At 43.0% G+C, this 16,952-nt stretch carries 15 protein-coding genes; 3 read left to right on the top strand and 12 right to left on the bottom strand.

Annotated features, from left to right (window positions below):
- Nucleotides 1-260: 260 nt before the first annotated feature.
- The 3 genes from ACE1OE_RS21420 to ACE1OE_RS21430 form a co-directional block, all read right to left on the bottom strand.
- Nucleotides 261-2,273 carry an alkyl/aryl-sulfatase gene (locus tag ACE1OE_RS21420; RefSeq protein WP_372061703.1) on the bottom strand — a complete coding sequence of 671 codons (2,013 nt, stop codon included), beginning with the start codon at nt 2,271-2,273 and terminating at the stop codon, nt 261-263.
- A gap of 202 nt (nt 2,274-2,475) precedes the next feature.
- Nucleotides 2,476-3,504, bottom strand: coding sequence for a hypothetical protein (locus ACE1OE_RS21425; protein ID WP_449212221.1), 1,029 nt, complete (start codon nt 3,502-3,504; stop codon nt 2,476-2,478).
- The gene (locus tag ACE1OE_RS21430) at nt 3,501-4,550 is read right to left on the bottom strand and encodes an HlyD family secretion protein (protein ID WP_449212222.1); all 1,050 of its coding nucleotides are present in this window, start codon (nt 4,548-4,550) and stop codon (nt 3,501-3,503) included. The genes ACE1OE_RS21425 and ACE1OE_RS21430 overlap by 4 nt, the downstream gene beginning before the upstream one ends.
- A 348-nt stretch (nt 4,551-4,898) precedes the next feature.
- On the opposite strand from ACE1OE_RS21430, the gene ACE1OE_RS21435 reads away from it, so the two are divergent.
- The 3 genes from ACE1OE_RS21435 to ACE1OE_RS21445 are packed head-to-tail and all read left to right on the top strand — an operon-like array spanning nt 4,899 to nt 6,633.
- Nucleotides 4,899-5,303: a glycine zipper family protein gene (locus ACE1OE_RS21435; RefSeq protein WP_372061706.1), complete on the top strand. Its 405-nt coding sequence runs from the start codon at nt 4,899-4,901 to the stop codon at nt 5,301-5,303.
- 11 nt (nt 5,304-5,314) lie between these two features.
- Entirely contained in the window at nt 5,315-5,638 is a 324-nt protein-coding gene (locus ACE1OE_RS21440) for a DUF3302 domain-containing protein (RefSeq protein WP_102470341.1), read from the top strand.
- On the top strand, nt 5,638-6,633 hold the full coding sequence (locus ACE1OE_RS21445; protein ID WP_102470342.1) for an HlyD family secretion protein: 996 nt from the start codon (nt 5,638-5,640) through the stop codon (nt 6,631-6,633). Before ACE1OE_RS21440 ends, ACE1OE_RS21445 begins: the two co-directional genes overlap by 1 nt.
- A 104-nt stretch (nt 6,634-6,737) precedes the next feature.
- On the opposite strand, the gene ACE1OE_RS21450 is transcribed toward ACE1OE_RS21445, so the two are convergent.
- The 9 genes from ACE1OE_RS21450 to ACE1OE_RS21490 form a co-directional block, all read right to left on the bottom strand.
- Entirely contained in the window at nt 6,738-7,640 is a 903-nt protein-coding gene (locus ACE1OE_RS21450; RefSeq protein ID WP_102470343.1) for a LysR family transcriptional regulator, read from the bottom strand.
- Between the two features lie 338 nt (nt 7,641-7,978).
- Nucleotides 7,979-8,914, bottom strand: a complete 936-nt coding sequence (locus tag ACE1OE_RS21455) for an AEC family transporter (protein WP_449212223.1) — start codon at nt 8,912-8,914, stop codon at nt 7,979-7,981.
- A 64-nt stretch (nt 8,915-8,978) separates the two neighbouring features.
- Nucleotides 8,979-9,752, bottom strand: coding sequence for a DeoR/GlpR family DNA-binding transcription regulator (locus ACE1OE_RS21460; RefSeq protein ID WP_449212224.1), 774 nt, complete (start codon nt 9,750-9,752; stop codon nt 8,979-8,981).
- Nucleotides 9,753-9,879: 127 nt separating this feature from the next.
- Nucleotides 9,880-10,902 (bottom strand): aldo/keto reductase, encoded by a 1,023-nt coding sequence (locus tag ACE1OE_RS21465; protein ID WP_449212225.1) that lies wholly within the window; start codon nt 10,900-10,902, stop codon nt 9,880-9,882.
- Nucleotides 10,903-10,947: 45 nt separating this feature from the next.
- Nucleotides 10,948-12,936, bottom strand: a complete 1,989-nt coding sequence (locus ACE1OE_RS21470) for an ABC transporter permease subunit (RefSeq protein ID WP_449212226.1) — start codon at nt 12,934-12,936, stop codon at nt 10,948-10,950.
- Nucleotides 12,936-14,459: a sugar ABC transporter ATP-binding protein gene (locus tag ACE1OE_RS21475; protein ID WP_449212227.1), complete on the bottom strand. Its 1,524-nt coding sequence runs from the start codon at nt 14,457-14,459 to the stop codon at nt 12,936-12,938. Before ACE1OE_RS21475 ends, ACE1OE_RS21470 begins: the two co-directional genes overlap by 1 nt.
- Nucleotides 14,460-14,468: 9 nt before the next feature.
- On the bottom strand, nt 14,469-14,891 hold the full coding sequence (gene fucU, locus ACE1OE_RS21480) for an L-fucose mutarotase (protein WP_449212228.1): 423 nt from the start codon (nt 14,889-14,891) through the stop codon (nt 14,469-14,471).
- A gap of 12 nt (nt 14,892-14,903) precedes the next feature.
- On the bottom strand, nt 14,904-15,758 hold the full coding sequence (gatY, locus tag ACE1OE_RS21485) for a tagatose-bisphosphate aldolase subunit GatY (protein ID WP_449212229.1): 855 nt from the start codon (nt 15,756-15,758) through the stop codon (nt 14,904-14,906).
- The gene (locus ACE1OE_RS21490; protein ID WP_449212230.1) at nt 15,758-16,810 is read right to left on the bottom strand and encodes an alcohol dehydrogenase catalytic domain-containing protein; all 1,053 of its coding nucleotides are present in this window, start codon (nt 16,808-16,810) and stop codon (nt 15,758-15,760) included. Before ACE1OE_RS21490 ends, gatY begins: the two co-directional genes overlap by 1 nt.
- Nucleotides 16,811-16,952 lie beyond the last annotated feature (142 nt).

The raw sequence follows: 16,952 nt of genomic DNA on the forward strand, positions 1-16,952 counted from the left end.
TATTCTGCTTTTAATTCCTTCAATACCGCTACAGAGGCGATTTTTTTTATGTCTAACATGATGATGTCCACTAAATTGGTTTGTCGTTTTTATTTGCCGAGCATAGATTCGCTTCACCCTGCTCTGGCGTCTTAATAACGAATATATTAACGCTCCGTACGGAGAATAGATTGAACAAAAACGACAACTGCAACTACATAGATAAACAAAAGCCCACTGTATGCATACAGTGGGCTTTCTTCTCTTAATTTCTAGGTTACTTATTTATTCATGCGCGGTTGAATCAAGTTGAAACTCGCAGGGATATTGCTATCGAGCACGCCCATAAACTTACCTAGCACACTCTGATCGCCCGTGACTTTCAACGCGCCGCTTGCTAAGGCGTCTTTAACCGTCACTTTGTGTCCAATAATACCAAACAGTGTCATATTGTCGGCTTTCACTGTCGCCGCTGAATCTTCTGGATGAAAGTTCAGCGTCGAATTCATCACACCATTTTCAACCTCAACACCAAATGACTGTCCATTGAGTTCAAAATCAAAGGCAATACGACCAGCATCTAGCGACTTTTGCGGAACGATGCGTGTGGCAAACACATCCATCATGAGATCGGACGGTATCGCTTTAATCACATCAGGGCCTGCTGAGTTTACAACCTGTGGTAGCAAGTCGTTACTACGTAGCTCTTTTGCTGCCATTAGATACCAGTTCCGATTAAGAGCCGTTTCTTCTTGGAAGCCTAGCTGTTCAAACGCATCTGCCATTAAATAATTCGCTTGAGTATTATCTTTGTTATATGCCTCAATATTATTAAGGAGCTGAACCGTAAACGCATAATCACCTTGTTGATAATAATCTAACGCTTTTTCAATAACGATACTCTCGCCACCGAAACTTTCTACGTAACGTTTACCCGTATCCGCATCAGTATGACGCGCAATCTCGACGGGGTTTCCATCGAACCACCCTAGATTATTCACGTACGTCGCAATCACATTGTTTTCAAAGTTGCCGTAGTAGTCGCGGTTGTTCCATTGCTTCATGATTGGATCTGCAATCTCAATATTTTTCGCTATATCACGAGGACGATAACCGTAGTTTGCTAAGCGTGTCGTTTGATCGTTAATGGCTTTGTACAAGTCACGCTGACCTTTCATGTAATTGATCACATCTTCATTGCCCCATGTTGGCCATGTATGAGGACCAAATAGCACTTTGGCACTGTCATGCCACTCCACAATCGCATTGTTGATGTACTTCGCCCACTTTCCTGCGTCACGCGTTTTTGCACCGCGCATCGTGTAGATATTGTGCTGTAGATGATTGACATCCTCAGCCATTGACACGGCGCCCCATTTTGGAATTTCAAAGACCATTTCTGATGGCGCTTCTGATTCAGGAACAAGACGGAAATCAAACTGTAAACCATCGATAGTCACCGACTCTTTTTGTTGTGTGATCTCATGAACGGTGGTTGGTAACCCGTTTGCCCCCGCTGCCACCAATGGACCTAATGCAGCAGTCGTAACGCCCTTCTCATTTTTTGGTAGCAAGAAACCATATTGATAGACAGCTCGACGGCTCATGATGTTGCCAAATAGAACGTTTTCGCCTACCGCATGCTCGACAAAGCCTTGTGGAACATAAACGGGAATCTTGCCGCTAGCGATGTCTTCTTCTGTTGCTAGCCCTGATTTAATGACACCTTCAATACCGCCATAATGGTCTGTGTGTGAATGCGAAATGATAATCGCTTTTAAAGGTCTATTCCCTCTGTGTTTAGCGTAGAGCTCATACGCCGCTTTCATCGTTTCAGGTGAATACTCAATATCATAAAGAATGATGCCGTTGTCTGTTTCTATGACGGTTAAGTTCGACACATCATTACCACGGACTTGATAAATTTTGTTGGGCAACACCTCATACAAACCACCACGGTTGACAAGCTGAGAATGACGCCAAAGGCTTGGATTTACTGTATCAGGCGCCTCTTTACCTTGGACAAATTGCATAGCTGGGACATCGGCAATGCCTTTGATTAGCCCACCATTTTCAAGCGGTGCAATAAAACCACGGTCCACTTCTTCAAAGGCTTTTTTATTGTCAAAATCAAGCTGCTTATACACCTCTTGATTAGCACTAGCCGTATAGGAAGACGCTTCTTTAGAGTTCGATGAAAAATCGTAGCTATCTAGCGGTGCTGCACTGATAGTTTGAGCGACGACCATAGTCAAAGGAAGAAGAGTAAACAGTGTTTTTGTGGATTGTTTCATGTGAACCTCGTTTAATTGATTGCTTGATTAAGCTGACGAGGTGAATATTAGCGAGGTCGCCTAAGACAAACGATGGCGCTACTTTCAGATGTTAACTGAATATAATTCAGTTAACAATATTACTTATAAATACAGACACTTAAACATCGTAAGCTCTATAAAAATTATCGTTTACTGATAATAAGCGAGGTACAATTAATTATTACGATGGTGATTTAACTCGCTTATTTTTCCAGTTAACAAACTGAGTGATGGCCAAGATAACGAACCAGAGCAACACAAAGGTCACCGCCATATCAAGTGCTCGATGAGCAAACTGGTCAGCGTTTATGCTATCCGCATGGCTATATAAACTAATCGGGATAAGTGTGGCCATAAGCAGTGATATTTCAAAATTTGGAATTTCATGATCGCGCGCTTCCTCACTCATCATTTCATGAATCAGCCAACCAATAAGTACAAAAAGTAACGCTCCCCAAGAAAGCAACCACAGATCAGGGCCAGAAGCCAAGACGTTTACCGCCAGGCCTAATAGGCAACCCGTTATTTGAATGGGTAGAATGGTACGCAGACTCTGATGCATCTGCTCTAAGCTCAAGGAAGCCATCGCCCCAATAACCACAACAGCACAAAAAATAGCGGTGTTCACTTCGAAATAAAGATAAAAGCCCAAGACTAAAGTTAATACCAACGTAAAGACACTCGCCTTTGATGTCGTAATTTTGATGGGTTTCACTGTGCTTTCTTGAGGCAACGTAGAGGAGGCATGGCTGGGAATCCATTGATAAAATAGCCAAGCGATAGGCAGCATAATCACAGTAGCGGTCACTAACCCTCGGACTGAATTTTCACCTGGAATATCATACGTGGTATTCACGATCGCCATGAAATAATAAAAAATAGGAGAGGCGTATTGTGGCAGTTTGTGTTCATGTGTTGCTTTGAGCGTGATGAGATAGAAAAAAAAGGAGGACAAGATAATCAACGTCAATTGATGTTGGTAGAATATTTCGCCAACAATGACACCCGTAATAAGAAACTTAAATTGCCTCGTTATACTTTTAGTAATAGGCGCTAAGTTAAACGTTGGCGCCATAATGAGAGTTGGTGCCAAGAGTACAAAGAACACCGGACTTGGCACATCGAGTATAAATGCGATGAGTATTGACAGCGTGATAAACCCAGTGCGACGCAGCCATACTTTATCCTTTTCTAACAACAGAGGGTTCAATAGACATACCTAAATAAAGCTGTCGAATACATGGTAATATTTGAAAAATATTGCCAAAAAAGGCTATCTTCTCGGTACACCATCACCGTCGCTAGCGAACCCGCTACCAATTGTTCTGGCCACTCATTGAGGCTAATTCTAACTTGAATATTTTGGGTTTTTCTTATCCAGCGACTACTTTTACTCGTGTCAGCGAGCTCACCTTCTGTGACATTATTGAGCGCAACCGCCGCATCTATACTCGCAACCTGTCCTTTAAATACCTTGCCCGGTATCGCATCAAAGACAACTGAAACCGTTTCGTCTTGCAAGCGCCCTAGCCCTTTTTCATTGAAGTTTGCCACCAGCCAATGACCTTTTTTAGAGACAACCACTAACTTAGTTTGACCTGCAGACGCAAACTCACCTTTTTGTAACTGCAGATTGGTGACAACGCCAGAATGGTCAGTATAAACCTGTGTCCAATCTAAGTTCAATTTGGCACGTTTTTGCTGGGCAATGGCCACTTGAAGCGGCGCATAAATGCCATCCTCTCCCAGTTTGGCTTGGGTTTCTTCAACTTGTGTGAGTGCAATAACATAATTTTGCTTGGCAACCTCAAACGCTTCTAATGTACTTTCGAAATCATCTTGCCCAATTTCCTTGCGAGCAAATAATTGCTTATACCGTTCATAGTGCGAACGAGCACGAGCGAGTTGCGCTTCATTTGAAATCACATTCTCTTGTTGCGCTTTCAACTGGAATTGCAGTGAGGATAATGCCTGCTCCGCATTAAGAACGGACATAGTTGCAGTCTCGAAATCAGCCTGATAACCCTGTGAATTTATCGTAAATAAAGGACTGCCGACCTCAACAAACATACCATTAGTCACAGACACCGTTTCGATTGGCCCAGATACGCGTGGGGCAACATTAACGATTTCACCTTGCACTTGCGCACTTGTCGTGTAGGGCGCGTGGATATCAGAAAGGATGAGGAAGACGGCAACAAAACTAAGAGAAGCCACAACAAACCAACGAACCACTCGAGACTTTTTATAAACCAAAAACACACCCCAATATCAATTAAACCATAATCAGCCCTGCTTAAATGACCGCCATAAAACCGCTGATGTTGCTACCTATTAACATAGAGTGCCCAGCGCTTATTTTCAATGTAGCGATGTATACACATGAAAAAAAAGAAATTTCAACTTTTCCTATGACCACATACCCCGTCCAAAACATCCATATTGACCAGTGAGTCACGCCATTTAATGGACTATGCAATAAAACTAAAACCTCTTTTCAACATCAATCAATAGTCCTAAATCGTGCCAACACTTAATATTCCCTCATCGAAACGGAATCAAGTTACTCAAGGAACGTTCACTACTCTTTTTCTGAGGTCTACCATGAAAACAACACCTTTAATCGCTGCGCTCTTCACTGTGTTATATACGAGTGCAAGTTTTGCCAATGTCATCGTCGATACTAAAGGCGTCGATATGGAAAAATACAACGCTGATATGTATGAATGCCAACAGCTCTCCAGTCAGGTTCAGCAACAAGCTGTAGCAGGAGTAGGACAATCCGTCGTAGGCGGCGCAGCACGCACTGCCGCTCTAGGCGCAGCGGGTACGGCAATTGCTGGCGGCCATGGGTCACAAGGAGCGAAAGTAGGCGCTGGTGTTGGAGTGGTAGGAGGGTTTCTACATCACCGAGCAGATGTGAGCCATAGCGAAGCGCAATATTCACAAGATGTCGATCAGGTTATGAAGCAATGCATGACCGGTCGCGGCTATAACGTCCTGAACTAGGAAGTAATATTATGAATTTAGTCTTAGATTACGGCTCCCTTGCCATCTTATTTTTGGTGTTATTAATTTTGGTTTACGGACTGATAGTCGTGCATGATATTCCTTACGAGATAGCAAAAAAACGCCAACATCCTCACGCCGATGCCATACATGTGGCCGGATGGATCAGCTTGTTCTTCTTACATGTTCTTTGGCCACTACTTTGGATCTGGGCCACCATGTACGACGGCAATAACCAGCAATGGTTAGGGGAGAAGTCCTCCGTTTCAAAACAAAATTATGAAGACCTACTCATTCGAATCAACGAGCTTGAAAAATCAGGCGGGGAGAAATAATGGAAACGCTCATCATCCTAAGTTATGCCGCCCTTTGCGTGATCATATTCCGAGTATTCCGCGTTCCTCAAAACAAATGGACAATTACAACGGCTTCCGTGATTGGTATGTTTATCGTTGGGTGGATCTTTCTCTATATGGCGATGTATCAACCTGTGTCAAGAATGGCACGAGTGTACAGTGTAACCACCCCCATTACCTCGCAAGTCGAAGGCCTAGTGACGAAAGTCTTTGTGAAAGGGAATCAATCGGTAAAAGCTGGAGACCCGCTTTACCAAATTGACCCAACACCGTTCAAGGACAAAGTTGCACGCTCTGAAAGTGACGTAAAAAGAACACAATCCGCCATCGAGTTTTATGAAACAGAGCTAGTTCGATACCAAAAACTTGGGCGTAAAGGGTTTTCTTCGCAAGAGAATATTGACAACATCGAGACGGAACTTCTGGAACAACAAGCTAATAAAAACAAGTATCAAGCTCAACTTGAATTGGCACAATTCAACTTAAGCAAAACAACGGTTACTGCCCCAACAGATGGCTATGTCACTCAAGTTGCATTGCGACCTGGGATGAAAAGCAGAGTTATACCATTTCAAGGTAATTTGACCTTTGTGCACAAAGAAGACAAGCAGCTATTTGCGGCATTTAAACAAGCGCCCGCTCGCTACGTTAAAGTAGGTTATCCTGCTGAGGTCACATTTAACACAATTCCAGGACACGCCTACAAAGCGCATGTCGTACAAGTCAATGATATATTTGCACAAGGTGCTATTGCCCCATCAGGCACAATGACTTACGCAGAGAAGATACCAGCAGGTGGACGCATCCCAGTAAAAATAGTGCTTGATAACCCAGAGCTTTTGAATGGCATGCCAATTCCTTCAGGCACCGATGCCCACGTTGCGGTGTACTCACCAAAATGGGAGATGTTTAGTGTGGTTCGAAAAGTGATTCTAAGAATGCAAAGTTGGCAAAACTGGTTGTTCGAAGGATAAATACCAAAAAGGAGAACATCGCTGTTCTCCTTTTTTTGCTTGGCTCATCATTCACACATTCAACGTTGTCGTCAAACTTTCAACCTAGACTTCACATCTACCTGCTACACGACACCAACTAGCGCTTCTTTAATCGCTTTTCTAAACCATTCGTGGCCCGTGTCATTTTTTTGTGACTGGTGCCAAGTCATATAGACAGGCACATTTTTTACCTCAAAAGGAACAGGAAATACATTAATCCCAAACTTATCAGCGAGGTCTTTTGCATGCCATTCACTGGTCACCGCTAGCCATTCTGTTCTAGACACAAGCTGCAATGCCGTTAAAGTAGACCCCGTTGAGTAAGCAACTTTTCGAGTTGGCAATAACTCTTCCATCACTACGGAATCAAGCGCATTAGTATTCAGTCTTTGCGTCTTCCATGTGACATGCTCTTCTTGCATAAAGTCATCACGTGTTAACGTGTCCTGAATACGAGGGTGTGTTTTACTTGCTACCACCACGAGTTTCTGTTCAAACAATAATTCATTATGATAACCATGCTCACTGAGCGGAATGGTTGCCAAGATAACATCAACGCGCCTACGTCTTAAATCATCCTGACGGTCTTGCTCATTAAGATGTTCAATATCAGCTTGGATAGTCACATGTGGCGCGTTCTCTTTTTTATAATGAGTCAGTGCTGGCACCAAAATTAGGTCTATATCTTTATGGCTGGAAATTCGGAATGTTCTTTGGCTCTGGCTAGGCTCAAAATCATGACGAGACGTTGAACTATTAACCAGCAAACTCAAGGGTTCTTGTATTTCAGAGTGAAGTTCTATTGCGAAGTTAGTGGGTGTGATACCTCGCCCTTTGCGAATAAAAAGTGGATCTTGATATTGATCCCTCAAACGGTTAAGCGTATGACTCACCGCTGGTGCGGTAATATTTAAGACTTCAGCAGCCTCGTTAACACTCTTCGATTTCATCACTGCGTCGAAGGTTTTTAATAAATTCAGGTCCATATTCTTTCTCACTACTCGTCATCTTGTAACCATAGTACATGATGTTAGCAATGCCTCGAGCTTCTCGTGCAACGCGGATTTTTTCTGAAGAAGAAAACGAATACTTGAAAAGAAAATTCACTCTTCTAAATTCATTACGAATCATAACCTCATTATAAATGACACATCAAACCAACAAGCCGAAAATAATGCAATCAATCTAGTTCATTGGTGTATTCAAATAATACAAAGCAATGAACTCATGTAAATAGCACTTTTCTCTTCGGCTGGCTGGCTGGCTGGCTGGCTGGCTGGCTGGCTGGCTAATATTAAGAACAGACTTGAATGGCTTCACACAATCATAAAAATACCAAAGCTAACGGCAACACAACAAGCGCAATGATGAAGCTCATTAGCCAACACGTACTCGCCAACGTATTGTCCAAATTGTAAAGTACTGACGGCAATGTCGACATAAATCCTGTTGGCATTAACGCTAAGAGTAGACAGACACTTGCTAACAGTCCGTAATCAAATGACCACAAGCCCATCACGGACAGTAAGCCCACCACCACACATAGCGCAAATACAATCCGTAACAACGACGAAAAAACAGCAAGCCTCACCCATTCTCGCCCTCCTTTTAAACAGAATGTCATGCCAACAGCCGTAATCATCAATAAACTACTCAACGGCACCGTAACCGCGATAATGCTTGCGACAAAGTCCGGTCTTGGAATTGAAAACGCATTAAGCAATAAACCCAGAAAGACCGCCGCGAGCGCTAACAAAAATACTGGGTCTTTGAAACGCGAACGCTGCCCTGTGTCGACTGTATCTAACGAAACGCTAGTCGAGCGAGAAAACGGAAATACCCAGCCAAAATAAATCAACTCTTCCGTTAGTTTGAATAATGCTAAATACGCGACCGCATTCTCGCCATACAAGATAAACACAATTAAACTACCTAATGCACCCAAGTTATAAAAACTGGACACCGGTAACAACGCGCCAAACTGTTTTGGCTTCAAATCAAATACACGCTGACTGATAAAACCTACAGCAATACCAGACACAATAACGGCGAAACCAATCAATGGTAGAGAAAGAAGTTCTGGATTGATGCGTGGCAATTGCCACAAAGAACACAACACACTAAACGGAAGCAACGTATATAAAGACGTTCGAGTAAAAAACAGGCTAAGCTGTCGATGAGGGAAAACAGCAACGCGTTGAATTACATTACCAACAATAAAACCAAATAGGATTAAAGGTAGCATCCAGACAATATTCATGATCAGTTCTCACTCGAGTAACGAGCTATGGGGGAAACACGTAACTCGAGTACAGCTATAAACTCTATACGATCAGAACTTCAACGCCAGTCAATTCAAACTGACGCTTAAACTCCGGTGAAATTCCACTATCAATCACCAAGGTGTCAATACGAGAAATATCAAGTACCTTGTTAAACCCAATCCGGCCAAGTTTAGAAGAATCGACAACGGCAATAACGCGTTGAACACACTTAGCCATGACATCGGTAATCGCAAAACCTTCGTTGAACGTGGTAATGCCTTTTTCAGGATCGATGCCATCGGCACCGACAAACAAAACGTCAGCTTGTACGCCAGTCAAACATTGTTCAGCTTGATATCCATGTAAGGATTTCGTTTTTCCGCGATAAGTACCACCAACAATAACCAGGGTGGTATCTGGAGCCTCCATTAAAGCCGAGGAAGCCGGAAGGTTATTGGTAACAATGGTATAGCCCCCTTCATGAGCAAGCTGCTCTGCTATAAGGTGAGTGGTACTGCCGCTATCGATAATGATCGAATCACCCTTAGACACCAGTTCAGCGGCGGCCTTTGCGATACGGTTTTTTGAACCTTTGTTGATGTCATATCGACTATCTAACTGCACTTCATCGTCACTTTGTGTGAGTGGCAAAGAGTTCATCGACTGAGCTCCACCAAAAAAGCGCTTGAGTTTCCCTTGCTGCTCTAACATTTTAAGATCAGCACGAAGTGTGACTTCTGAGGTATTAAAAAGCGCTGAAAGCTCCTTCACTGATACCTGTTCTTTTGTTTTCAAAAGTTCGAGGATTTTTTCTTTTCGCTTTAATGGATTCATTTACCAACCTTACAATGACAAACAGATAACTTTCGTTTCATTTCGATTCTAAGTAATTGCAGTCAACTTGAACATGATTTAAAGCAAACTGCAATTTAATTAGGTAAATAGACATGAATCAGATAGGTTACTTGGCAATCACTCCATCTAAGTCCCACAAGTCTTCCCAGCCTTTCGAAGCTTCCCAAAGAAACACTTGACCTTTAATTAATCGATTATTTGCGTCTATTTTCGAAATAGCCAGCATTTCTTGTTCTGAAAGCGGATTTTCTGTCACACACCTCAAATTAGATACGAATTCATTTTCTCGAACAGAGAAAGGAATAGGGACGTGACCACGCTGAACTGCCCATTTGATACACACAATGGCGGGGTGAACATTGAGGCGTTTCGCCGCTTCCACAATCACAGGGTGTTCAATATCGACAAGATCATCCTCTGTTTTATCACGATCAGGGCGAGCTGGGGAACCAATTGGACAAAAACCAACAGGAACAATGTCATTATCTCTTAGATAGTCGTACATTTCTTGTTGCTGAAATAATGGATGACATTCCATCTCATTGACAGCAGGTTGAATGCGGGCATCACGTATCAATAACTTCATTTTAGGCACTGTCATGTTTGATGTGCCAATCGCTTTCACAAGCCCCATGTCTACGAGTTGTTCCATCTGACGCCAAGTTTTCATAAAGCTTTCATGAATATACGGTTTTGCATCGGGACTACGAGAATCGACATTACAACCGATCGGATGAAAGTTAGGAAATGGCCAATGAACCAAGTACAAATCCAAGTACTTAACGTTCAGATCTTTCAGTGTTTTCTTACATGACGCAATCACATCGTCATGCTGGTCATTCCAAACTTTAGAATTGACGAAGAAGGCTTCACGAGGCAAATCCAAATCTACCATTGCCTTAGAAAGAACTTTACCTATGTGATGCTCATTGCCATATATCGATGCGCAGTCAAGGAATCGATACCCTGCTTTAATTGCCCCCATGACAGCCTCAGAGACTTCCTCAGGCCCAAACCTATCTGACCCAAATGTACCAAGACCAATAGCAGGCATTTGTGCACCCGTCCTCAATGTCTTAGTAGGGATTTTGTTGATTTCGACGGTATTCTCAAGTGTTGATAATGACATTTTAAATCTCCATATGCCCCCTCACCGAAATGAGGGGGAGCTCCATTAGTAAAGGACCGCTTGTGCTTTCTTGCTATCGATGTTTTCTTGTGTGACGTATACAACACCAGTATCGATGTACGATTCAGTGTTATTGCCGGCAAGGATTTCTGCAACGGTGACGACGCCCATAAAGCCCATACCATATGAAGACTGAACAACGGCTCCGTTTAATACACCATCACGGATAAATTTCTGGATATCCGCATTACCATCAAAAGCTACCGCTACAATTTTACCCGCATAGCCACGTTGCTGAATGGCTCGAGCCATACCAACCGCCGTTGGCTCATTTGAACCAAAAATACCCACCAAGTCTTCGGTAGAGGCAATAACATCAACAGTCTGATTCATTGCTGTTACCATGTCTGCGTTAGAGTAAAAAGGACCAACAACTTCATAACCTTCCGCTTCTATCGCGTCTTTAAATCCACCATCTCGCTCCATCGCTGACCCAGAGCCTGCAGTGAAGCTCATCATGGCTATTTTTCCTTTCTTACCATCTAACGCTTTGATCATTTGTTCTGCTGCTAATTTACCTGCCGCACGATTATCGGTAGACAAGAATGCTTGATGGTACTTATCATCATCATTCAGACCCGAGTCAATTAGAGCAACTGGGACACCACGTTCCCAAGCCATTTTTAGCGCAGGAACCAGTGCGTTAGGATCCGTTGGAGCAACGACCATGCCAGCGACACCACGGTTCAAAGCATTTTGAATCATGTTTACTTGCTCATCGACTGCCGTTTCTGCTGCAGGTCCTTGGAAGGTAATCTTGTATCCATCTAATCCATTTGACGCATCAACGGAACCACCTTTCACATTTTGCCAAAAGTTAGAGTTTTCTGTTTTAACGACTACTGCAATTTCTTTTTCTGCCGCAGAGACATCTGTCGACATTGCAGAGAAAGATAGGGCCATTCCGATAGCAGCAAAAGTAGCTAATTTATTAACTTTCATATTATTTGCATCCTTGTTGGATTTTTTTGTAGGGGTTTTGACTTTTGTTGTCCTATGCATACGGTATTGGTCGTATGCAACGGTTGCGATAATTACGCCACCAATGACAATTTGTTGAACAAAGTAACTCACTCCGTTCATGTTCAAACCGTTACGCAATACACCGATAATGAATGACCCGATAACCGCCCCGGTAACCGTGCCAACACCGCCCATTAAAGATGTACCGCCCACAACGGCTGATGCTATTGCGTCTAACTCGGCCATCACAGAACCATTTGGTTGTGCGGTAACCAGTCGACTTGCGATAATGACTCCGGCTAGCCCAGCAAGCATTCCCGACGCCATATACGCGGCTGTTTTCACTTTTTGTGTATCGATACCCGATAGACGAGCCGCTTCTTCATTCGACCCTATCGCATAGAGATATCGACCCAATCGCATCTTCGTCAATAAAAACGAAAACCCAGCAACAACAAGTAGCATGACAATCACCGGATAAGGGATTCCTGCAAACTTCACGATTGGAAACCCATTAGGTCCGATTTCAGCGACTCGAAACAGCGCTCCGTTACCAAGATAAGAGAACGATTCAGGCATGCCAGATACTGGCGCAGCGTTCGTGATATAAAGCGCAACACCACGAGCTATCATCATCATGCCTAACGTGGCAATAAATGGGGGAAGGCGAAGTTTCGACACGCACAACCCATTGAACAAACCACATAGAGCCCCTGTGAGTACACCGACCGACATTCCAATAGGGACAGGTAAACCTGCATTGACAGCAATACCGGCAGTAACCCCTGACAAGGCCATCACAGAACCAATAGACAGATCAATACCACCCGTTAGAATCGTCAGCATTACGCCAATACCGATGATTGTGATGGTCGACGTTTGCAAACCAACCGTCATCATGTTGTTCATCGTCATAAAATGTGGACTTGCAAGAGAAAATGCGATGAGTAGCGCTAAGAGCCCCCCTACCGAAGCCAATTTTTGTAATAATGCTTTATGGTTATCACTCATTAGATCGCCTCCTCATATAAAGGGAACATATTTTTCACTCCTGTTGCGTACTGCATAATTTCCTCCTGAGAGGTATCAGCTGTATTTAACATTGCTGTCATCTCTCCCTCTTTCATTACAATGACTCGATCAGACATACCAAGAACTTCGGGCAGCTCAGAGGAAATCATAATGACTCCCACTCCCTGGCTCGCCAGTTCGTCCAACAGTTCATAAATAGCGTACTTAGCACCGACATCGATACCACGAGTAGGCTCATCAAATATCATGACTTTAGCGTCTCTAAACAGCCATTTGCCAATCACGACTTTTTGTTGGTTACCGCCGGATAAATTCCCAACGAGTTGTTCAATCGTTGGCGTTTTTATTTCCATTTTGTCGATATATTCATTAGCCGCATTGACTTCTGATTTGTGAGAAATAACACCAAGTGGGCTACTGACCTTATCCATCGAAGCCATCGTGGTGTTTTCACGAATAGACATAGACACTGCGATCCCGTTTAGCTTTCGGTCTTCAGATAAGTACGCAACACCCGCTTTTATCGCATCTGAAGGCGTATTGATGGTCTTGCGTTCGCCGTGTACAAATAGTTCGCCATTACTCAGCCGATCAGCACCAAACAGTGCACGCGCAAGCTCCGTACGTTTAGCTCCGACAAGTCCAGTTATTGCTAATATTTCACCCTTTCGTAAATCAAAGTTAAGTGGCTTAAATACCCCATCTCGAGTGACGTTCATTGCTGAAAAAATCATATCGTCACAGATTTTTGCTTTCTTTTCAGGGAAATGGTTATCAAGCGTTCTGCCCACCATTTTTGCAATAATGTCGTCCATTGAAATTTCATTAAAGCGGTGGTTTGACACGTATTGCCCATCGCGAAAAATAGTGATGTGGTCACAAATTCGTTTTAATTCATCCATTCGATGTGAGATATATACAATGGCCACACCGCGAGATTTGAGCTTGTCAACGAGCTTAAACAACGCATCAATTTCTCGGTCTGTCAGTGCCGACGTTGGTTCATCCATGATCAAAATTTCCACATCAAAACTTAACGATTTAGCAATTTCGACCATCTGTTGTTTCGCCACAGAAAGTGTATTAACGATATCCGTTGGTTGAACATCGATATCAAACATTTCCAGTAATTTACCGGCTTCTCTTCTCATCGTGACATAATCGATGAGGCCATGTTTTAGAGGCTCACGAGCGAAAAAAATGTTTTCAGCAACCGATAAATGAGGGATCAGGTTAAGCTCTTGGAATATCATAGATATCCCTGCTTTCTGTGCTTCGAGCACAGAACTAAACTCAACATTATTACCCTGGTAAGTCATAAAGCCACGGTCAGCTTTATGAACACCGATCAGGACTTTCATGAGAGTGGATTTGCCCGCACCGTTTTCACCCATTAAGGCGTGAACTTCCCCTGCACGGAGCTGAAAATTAACATCTTGCAGAGCTTGAACTCCGGTAAATGCTTTATCTATTCCACTCATTGTTAATATTGGACTACTCATAACTATTCCTTAGTTGGTCGGAGTCACACCTTTTTTTAAAATCAAGTTGCCATACTTCCGGGTGGTACCTGTAACCACAACACAACTGGCGCGTTTTGCTCGTTCATAAAATGCAAATCTTTCGACAAAATGCATCTCAGTACCCACGGGTAGTTTCGACGAGTATTCTTCAATCAAACCTATCGGATAGTCATCACGACCAACGGTTTGCATCATTACTGCTTTATCATCGACATATTGATCGAGTTCAATGAGCTGGGTGATGGCTTCGGCAAGTTCAGACACCTCACACCCTCTCGCTTGAAGAACACAGTCATTAAATGAATGAGCTGGAAAATGAATATCCGATAAAATCACTTCGTCACCGTGGCCCATTTTTGCCAAGATATAGAGAAGTTCAGGTTCTATGATCGGGTTGATTTTTTTTAGCATATTATTAATCCTCTACAGACGACCCGAACTACGACATATATCTATTTTTTGTCGAATGACTTGTGCCATCGATTTTTTCGCTTCAATATTGTAAATCCTTGGATCATTTACCGTTGGGTCATTGGCAAAAACGTCTTTTAGTGTGTTGGCATAAGCGATTTTCAATTCTGTTGCGACGTTCACTTTGGTAATACCCATCGAGATACAGCGGGATACGTCATCCGCTGGTACGCCCGACGCTCCGTGTAACACAAGTGGAACGGTCACCATTTGAGCTATTTTCTCTAAACGCTCAAAATCCAGTTTTGGTTTTTCTTTGTATAAACCATGAGCGGTTCCAATTGCGATTGCCAATGAGTCCACACCGGTTTTATTGACAAATTCGACTGCTTGTAATGGATCGGTGTAAGGTTCATCAACAGAATCAACAACTAAGTCATCCTCTTGTCCGACCAGCTGTCCAAGTTCAGCTTCAACGCTACAACCGAAACGATGACATAATTCAACAACAGCTTTAGTGATAGATATATTGTTTGTGAATGTGTCGTGTGAGCCATCTATCATCGCGGAGCGAATTCCGGCTCGGACTTTCATCTCAATATCATCAATGTTGGTGTGGTGATCGAGGTGCAATGCGACCTGCATATTTCTATCCTGAGCCGCTGCACGAACTAGAGCTACCAACTCAGGGGTTCCTGCGTACTGATATGTTGAAGGGGTACCAGCTAAGATGACTGGGGATTCCATCTCTTTTGCTGTATCCAAAACACAGTGTACCGACTCAAGATTATGAATATTAAATGCAGGGACCGCATACGCGTTTAGCTTTGCATGTTCCAATAAAAATTTCGTATGTATTAACGACATTACTTTTGACTCCAATCCAACAGAATCTTGCCTGAAGGGCTTTGGCCATCCAGTTCGCTGACTCGTTCGACAAAATTGTTAGGGCTATATAAGCCATCAATAAGATCTTCAATATTTATCAGGCCACATGAGAATAAGTCCTTTGCGAGTTCCCATTCCTTACCTGGATACGGTGCTGAGTAATTCATCCAACTACCTAGCAGCGTTAACTCTTTACGCAGAATTTGTCCAAACTCTTGATGAGTCATCGTAAGGTCTTGGTGCAAGGTTCCAATCAAAGCAACGGTAGCTTTGGGCGCTGCCATGTTGATACAGAGCTTAACGGTCATTGGGCTACCTGCCGTTTCTAAAATAAGTTGAGGAGCGCTTTCCAACTCTGATTCAAATGCTTTCATTTGAACAACTGCATCTTCCGATTGAGAATTAATAACAAAATTTGCTCCCATCGCTTTCGCTTTGACCAACTTCGAATCATCAATATCAATAGCGGTCACACTAGCAGCACCTAACGCTTTTGCTGCTTGAACGGCAAGCAGCCCAATCGTACCAACACCGACCACCACCACATTTTTTCCTTCGCAGCCACCTGACATCAAAATCGGATGAAGGCTCACAGTCAAAGGTTCAAAAAACGCGCCCTCTTGCGACGAAACCGAATCACTTAATTTAAAACAACATTGGCTGGGTACCTTGACGAACTGTGCATTCCCTCCTTGTATTCGAGACCCAACAAAACTGTAATTTGGACAAAGGCTGTAATTACCCACTTTACATTGAGGGCATTCACAACAAGGAATTAAGGGAGCACAGGCAATACGATCTCCAATGCACAGCCCCTTAACACCTTGACCGACTTCGATTACTTCACCTGAAAACTCATGCCCTAAAACAATGGGATAAAAATGAGCTCCATCATAAAAAATTCGTGGAAGGTCTGACCCACATAACCCGGAGAAGTGCACCTTCACAATAACGGTGTTCTCTTCTACTTCGGGCTCTGTGATGTGGGCAACCTCTAGTTTTTTGTTTGATTTAACAGCAATACTTAGCATTCAAACGTCCTACCCTTAACTTGATTTCATAATCTTACTTTATCTTTCGATTTCTTATTATATTAGGTATGATGACTTTCAATTACCAACAATAGGTTTCAAATAACACTGTTTGATCACAAAAATAGTCTAATAAACAATC

Source organism: Vibrio sp. E150_011, from assembly GCF_053544015.1.